General features: G+C 38.3%; 8 protein-coding genes. 4 read left to right on the top strand and 4 right to left on the bottom strand.

Annotated features, from left to right (window positions below; genetic code table 11):
* The coding region (locus JCM14108_RS13445; RefSeq protein WP_035181457.1) for a helix-turn-helix domain-containing protein at positions 1–189 on the bottom strand (189 nt) is incomplete at its 3' end.
* 311 nt (positions 190–500) lie between these two features.
* Here JCM14108_RS13445 and JCM14108_RS13440 point away from each other — a divergent pair.
* Positions 501–782, top strand: a complete 282-nt coding sequence (locus tag JCM14108_RS13440; RefSeq protein WP_035181455.1) for a hypothetical protein — start codon at positions 501–503, stop codon at positions 780–782.
* A 127-nt stretch (positions 783–909) separates the two neighbouring features.
* Here the strand turns inward: JCM14108_RS13440 and JCM14108_RS13435 are convergent, their stop codons facing one another.
* The gene (locus tag JCM14108_RS13435) at positions 910–1,524 is read right to left on the bottom strand and encodes a Fic family protein (protein WP_237745851.1); all 615 of its coding nucleotides are present in this window, start codon (positions 1,522–1,524) and stop codon (positions 910–912) included.
* A gap of 471 nt (positions 1,525–1,995) precedes the next feature.
* Here JCM14108_RS13435 and JCM14108_RS13430 point away from each other — a divergent pair, with 471 nt between their 5' ends.
* Complete coding sequence (locus tag JCM14108_RS13430; RefSeq protein ID WP_035181454.1) at positions 1,996–2,865, top strand: C40 family peptidase; 870 nt, start codon at positions 1,996–1,998, stop codon at positions 2,863–2,865.
* A gap of 87 nt (positions 2,866–2,952) precedes the next feature.
* On the top strand, positions 2,953–3,546 hold the full coding sequence (locus JCM14108_RS13425; protein WP_035181453.1) for a TMEM175 family protein: 594 nt from the start codon (positions 2,953–2,955) through the stop codon (positions 3,544–3,546).
* A gap of 75 nt (positions 3,547–3,621) precedes the next feature.
* Here the strand turns inward: JCM14108_RS13425 and JCM14108_RS13420 are convergent, their stop codons facing one another.
* Positions 3,622–3,978, bottom strand: coding sequence for a YisL family protein (locus JCM14108_RS13420; RefSeq protein WP_035181452.1), 357 nt, complete (start codon positions 3,976–3,978; stop codon positions 3,622–3,624).
* Positions 3,979–4,207: 229 nt separating this feature from the next.
* Positions 4,208–4,345, bottom strand: coding sequence for a hypothetical protein (locus tag JCM14108_RS14875; RefSeq protein ID WP_169790407.1), 138 nt, complete (start codon positions 4,343–4,345; stop codon positions 4,208–4,210).
* 415 nt (positions 4,346–4,760) lie between these two features.
* Here JCM14108_RS14875 and JCM14108_RS13415 point away from each other — a divergent pair, with 415 nt between their 5' ends.
* Complete coding sequence (locus JCM14108_RS13415; protein ID WP_035181450.1) at positions 4,761–4,940, top strand: YegP family protein; 180 nt, start codon at positions 4,761–4,763, stop codon at positions 4,938–4,940.
* The last annotated feature ends 167 nt before the right edge of the window (positions 4,941–5,107 follow it).

The following is a 5,107-nucleotide window of genomic DNA, read 5'->3' as shown; positions in this document are numbered from 1 at the left end:
TTTTAGCAGATAGTTCATGTCATATTCGCCAACGAACCGACTGGCCGGATTGTTTTTATACCGCTGGTTGGCCATGGCTAACATGTGATTCCAGACGAATCGATCATTGCCAAACATTTGCCATAATAAATTGATTTGCGGTTGGTTGGGGTATAAGCGTAGTTTAATTCCTTTAACCACTGTCGTCATACGGAGAACCTCCTCTCTATTTTTTGTTTGTTGACCTTGCTAATTAAAATTTTTGATCATGACCGGTCTATTACCAGTACCGTGCTTTTAATCGCGGATCCGATAAACGGTCATTTAGTTAATCCATAGAAACTTAGCTTAACTATTATAACATATGGTCATTGTTGATACACACATGTATTTTAGAATATTTTCAACATTTATTAATTTGATAATTATTAGAACCGTTTTTTAAATGCAAAAAGAAGCAATTCATCACGTCCTTAAAAGAACGTGTTTCCTTGCCCCTATATCAAAAACGGAGGAAAGCCATGACACCAGAAAATTTATTTAATCAATTTCAAGAATTACTTAACGCCGGTCAACTTGAAGATGCTCAACAGTTCTTGCAGGAACACGCGGCCGAGCTTGGCGATTATCTGGGTAACGCGACTGAAATGCTGAATAATTTCGACGTTTCCGGCCTCACCGACCAGGTTCAAAACTTCAGTGAAGACGCAGCCTCAAAAGTGACCGACTCGCTTGAGGGACTAAAAGACAACGTTGATCCAAGTAGTTGGCTGGAAAAGATCATGACTATTTTTAAAGGCTAATAGAAAATAACCCGCTTGGCAGCTGGGATTGCTTTAATTCAACAATCCCCAACTCACCACAGCGGGTTATTTTTTATCATTAATTGCTATTCCGGCGTGATCATGCTTGTCTCATACAACCAAGTCATTAGCCTTTTTCATCGCCCGTGTCATAATACCGGCTCAACAACCGATAAAATTCAGCCATATGCCCGTCATCAATGATCAGAAGGCCGGCACCGTTTCTAATTAGAATATAATTGGCGGACAAAAGCGCCGTTCGCTTATTGCCATCCCAATAAAGCTGTTTATACATAATGTAGAGCATTATTTTAAGTGCCTTCCAAGTAACACTTTGTTCAGCGCTCATAATTTTCTCGATATCTGAAACGACCCGATCATATTCGGGAATTTCTGGAATATAACTTGTACCACTAATTTTAACTTTGCCGGTTCGCAGCTTCCCCCAGTCAATCGCCATTTCCTTGGCAACTAACCCATTGACCGCATGACTGACTGCCAGTGAATAAGACTTGGTATTTCTAATAATCAGTTCCACCGCACTTTGCAGCTGGCGAATAACTTTCATGTCAGTTGCCGAAAGTCCGTAGACGTCAGAACCTAAAATAATTGTCTCGGTTTGTCGCAGCGTCGCCTTATCATCTTCAAAGCGGGAAGCCGAGTATACCAGGTGGATCATTTCTTTAATGGCCAACTTTTGGTTTTCAAGTCGCGTCAAATCACATTTATCCGGAAAATCCATCTCTTTTTCTCCCTCACCTAATCTTTCGTGGCATTATACTAAAAACGCCACAAACAAAATCCAATTTCAATAATAAGCGACCTGATTCGCCACTGTCTACTAAAAGCAACCAATCTTACATAATCTTATAATAGTCAAATAATCGGTCGGTACAAATTTATTTTGCACTTCAACCATTATTAAATAACTATCAAAATATCGTAAAATGATTTTTATTTTGTTATGTTTAAAGCCATCAGAATAATTTTAACAATTTGCTATATTACAAATATGTTTCAAATGACATGCCGGCTTGTGAGATGATTAACATCAAAGAGCCGAAAGTGTTGTTACAATAGCAAACCATGCATTTCTGATCATTTACAAAATATCCTAAAAATTGTAACAGACCTGTTACAAACTAAGCAAAGAAAAATGTTATGGTATAGGTGTCTTAATAAAGTCTTAAGAAATTCGGGGAGATGATTTTTGATGAGTATCAAGAAACAAGTAGCCCTAGGTTTGTTTTCCATGGCCAGTGTCTTTACCTTGAGCCAAGTCGCCGCAAACGCCGACACCAAGGTCACTGTTAAAGCTGGTGATACGTTGTACAAGATAGCTACAAAATATCACACAACTGTTAACACATTGGCTAAAGCAAACCATTTGAAGGACGCCAATACGATTGTCGCCGGAAGTCAAATCACCATTCCGGGAAAATCAACCGCTGCCACAAAGACAACTTCAACATCATCAAATTCGGGTGCTAAAAAGTACACGACGGGGAAGACCTATACTGGGAAGAAAAAGCAAACAACCAGTACATATGTAAGTCCAAGTTCCAACAAACAGACCAGCACCTCCAAATCTTTAAGTAAAACAACCGCAAGTACTTCAACAACCAAATCCACAAAAAATGTCAAGCAGTCAACTTCATTAAAAGCCAATACAACGACCAACGCTACCAATACCGGTACGGCTACAGCAACCGAATCCGATACAACCAGTGGCGTGACAACTTTGGCTCAAAAGCTGTCAACACAAAGTATCCCTTATCAATGGGGTGGCACGACCACTAAGGGATTTGATTGTTCCGGATTTGTTCAATACGTTTATAAACAAAACGGTGTAACGTTGCCACGAACTGCGGAAGCCCAAGCCGAAGCAACGACCAACAAGTCCGTTTCAAACGCCCAACCGGGTGATCTCTTGTTCTGGGGGAGCAAGGGTGGTGTCTATCACGACGCTATTTACCTTGGTAATAATCAATATGCCAATGCGCCACAACCAGGGCAAACTGTTCAAGTCCAGACCATTTCGCCTTACTTTGCACCAAGTTTTGCTGGTTCGGTTAATGCTTAATTCAATAAAAGTTAATATTTAATTTATTCATAAGTCAAAATCTGATTTGGCTTATTTTTTTACACAGGATCATTAGGGGGAGAAGAAATGAATAAAGGACGCGTTGAAGCTTATACGGATGCTGTGGTTGCAATTATCCTCACAATCATGATCCTTGAATTTAAAACACCTGAAACACCTGACTGGGAAGGGATCTTTGAACAGCTTCCCTACTTCTTTGCCTATATCGTCAGTTTCGTCTTTATTGGTGTCGCTTGGTACAACCATCACTACATGTTTTCGCTGGCTGTTAGAATCTCCAAAAAAGTTTATTGGGTAAATAACTTATGGCTGTTTAGCATGTCATTGCTCCCAGTTGCAACCGGTTGGGTTGGTAAATTTCCCAAATCACCAAGTCCGGAATACTTATATTTGTTTGTCTTCACTTTCTGGAGCTTAGCATACTTTTGGCTTTCAAATTCAATCAGAAAAACACCGGAACATATTAACACAACTGTCAGCGAGAAAATCGAGAAAATGTTTCCATTCAAATTTCTAAGTTCCGTTTTCTTTCCACTTTCAATTGGCGTTATTGCAATAGGCATCTATTTTTACCCGTTACTCGGAATCATTATCACTTTTCTGGAATTAGTTTCGTTAGGATTCTTAACAACCCCGGATAGTGATCACATAAAATTATAATTACTTTTAGGCAGCCACCTCAGTAATTCTGCCAAAAGAAAAAGGATCAGCCAAAATTTTCGACTGATCCTTTTTCTAATGCAGAAACGGTCTTCCTTGCGAAAGAATCAAACCAACAATTCCAACCAGCAGGCAAAAGATACCTGCCCACCATACAAGGCTAATTTGAAATTTGCCGGCTGATTTCCTGGCAAAAGCAATTTCAATAAAAGCAATCAAGCCCAGTGCTAAAATTACTTTGATCGTACTCAAAATTGGATTATACTGCCAGGTTCCCCACAGTAAAATCACACCGCTGATAATAGCAACCAAGTAAAGCACCCGAGCCGTCATCGCCCAAGGGGTTGCCCGATCAGCTTTAACAGTCAAGCCGATTATAACCACGATCGCTAAAACAATCCAAGTTATCAAATGAATCCATAGCCATAACATCTATCAATTCCCCCAATTAAATTAATAATACCATAGTAGCCCTTTTGGCCTGAATTGTTTAATCAAAACTGATTCAACATAAATAAAATAAGCATCTAATAACGATCAAATCCGTTATCGGATGCTTACTTTTTTAATTTGAATTTTCATAAACTAATTATCAGCTCCCCTCGGGGAAAGGCCATTCAAACATACTTTTCATTTCTGATAAATTTGGGGGAATTTATAATCAGGAAGCAGCTACTGCTGTTGCTTGACCTTTCTGTTGCTGCAGCTTTTTCTGCAGTTTCTTTAATTTTTTATAAGGCTTAAGACCAGTAACTAATTGTCCAAACACAGTCATTTCTAATTGCTTCTTCAATGTCATTGAACCAGCCTCCTTTAAAATGTAAATAAGTTAAAAACTTCAACCCGAACAAAATCAGTTACTGCCTGAGCGCTTGTTAATCGAAAGATGATTACCAATTTCATCTTTCAACTAATATTGTAAAAATATATTTCAAGATTTCAACCTTTTTTCAAAAAAGGATTATGATAATTTGATTATAAAAAATAAACTTATTCATTTCACAAAAGCCGGTTGGAAACAACGTTCTCTAACCGACTAAATCATCAATAAAGCGTTTGTTTATACCGGATTATTAAATAACCAAAAAGTTATTTGATTAGTTAACCTGATTTGCTTCTCAGTTGACAAACAACCCGTCTTGGGAAATATAATAAAGTAACGAGGGGGGTAAACCAATTGATTATTTGAATTGAATACCCAAGGAGGTAATTTCATGTATTTTGTAATTGATCAAGCCCCAGATGGCCAGTTTCAGTTTTTTATTAAATCCAGCGACCACGAAACCGTTGCTATGAGCAAAGGTTTTGACACAAAAGAGGCCGCTGAAAAGGCCGTTACAACCATTATGAACGGTCACCTTAGCCCGGAATCCCATCTTGAAGACCTGGTTTAACTTTGAAAATTCTGCTTGAAGCAACTAATACTTAAAGTTACTATTTTTGATATAGGGCAATTCATCACGTCCTTAAAAGAACGTGTTTCCTTGCCTTATATCAAAAAACCGGCTAACTAAAATTGAGCAACAAAAAAAAGAAACTAAAATAAGTCGTAAGAAACAAT

The sequence above is a fragment of the Lentilactobacillus farraginis DSM 18382 = JCM 14108 genome (genome assembly GCF_000583655.1).
Classification (GTDB): Bacteria; Bacillota; Bacilli; order Lactobacillales; family Lactobacillaceae; genus Lentilactobacillus; species Lentilactobacillus farraginis.
The sequence above is the reverse complement of the archived record's forward strand: the minus strand, read 5'-3'. Positions and strand labels throughout refer to the sequence as shown.

What these genes read in the sequence shown, in the direction of transcription:
- JCM14108_RS13440 (WP_035181455.1), top strand. Translation starts at nt 501, where the DNA reads ATGACACCAGAAAATTTATTTAATCAATTTCAAGAATTACTTAACGCC.
- JCM14108_RS13435 (WP_237745851.1), bottom strand. Translation starts at nt 1,524, where the DNA reads ATGGATTTTCCGGATAAATGTGATTTGACGCGACTTGAAAACCAAAAG.
- JCM14108_RS13430 (WP_035181454.1), top strand. Translation starts at nt 1,996, where the DNA reads ATGAGTATCAAGAAACAAGTAGCCCTAGGTTTGTTTTCCATGGCCAGT.
- JCM14108_RS13425 (WP_035181453.1), top strand. Translation starts at nt 2,953, where the DNA reads ATGAATAAAGGACGCGTTGAAGCTTATACGGATGCTGTGGTTGCAATT.
- JCM14108_RS13420 (WP_035181452.1), bottom strand. Translation starts at nt 3,978, where the DNA reads ATGTTATGGCTATGGATTCATTTGATAACTTGGATTGTTTTAGCGATC.
- JCM14108_RS14875 (WP_169790407.1), bottom strand. Translation starts at nt 4,345, where the DNA reads ATGACATTGAAGAAGCAATTAGAAATGACTGTGTTTGGACAATTAGTT.
- JCM14108_RS13415 (WP_035181450.1), top strand. Translation starts at nt 4,761, where the DNA reads ATGTATTTTGTAATTGATCAAGCCCCAGATGGCCAGTTTCAGTTTTTT.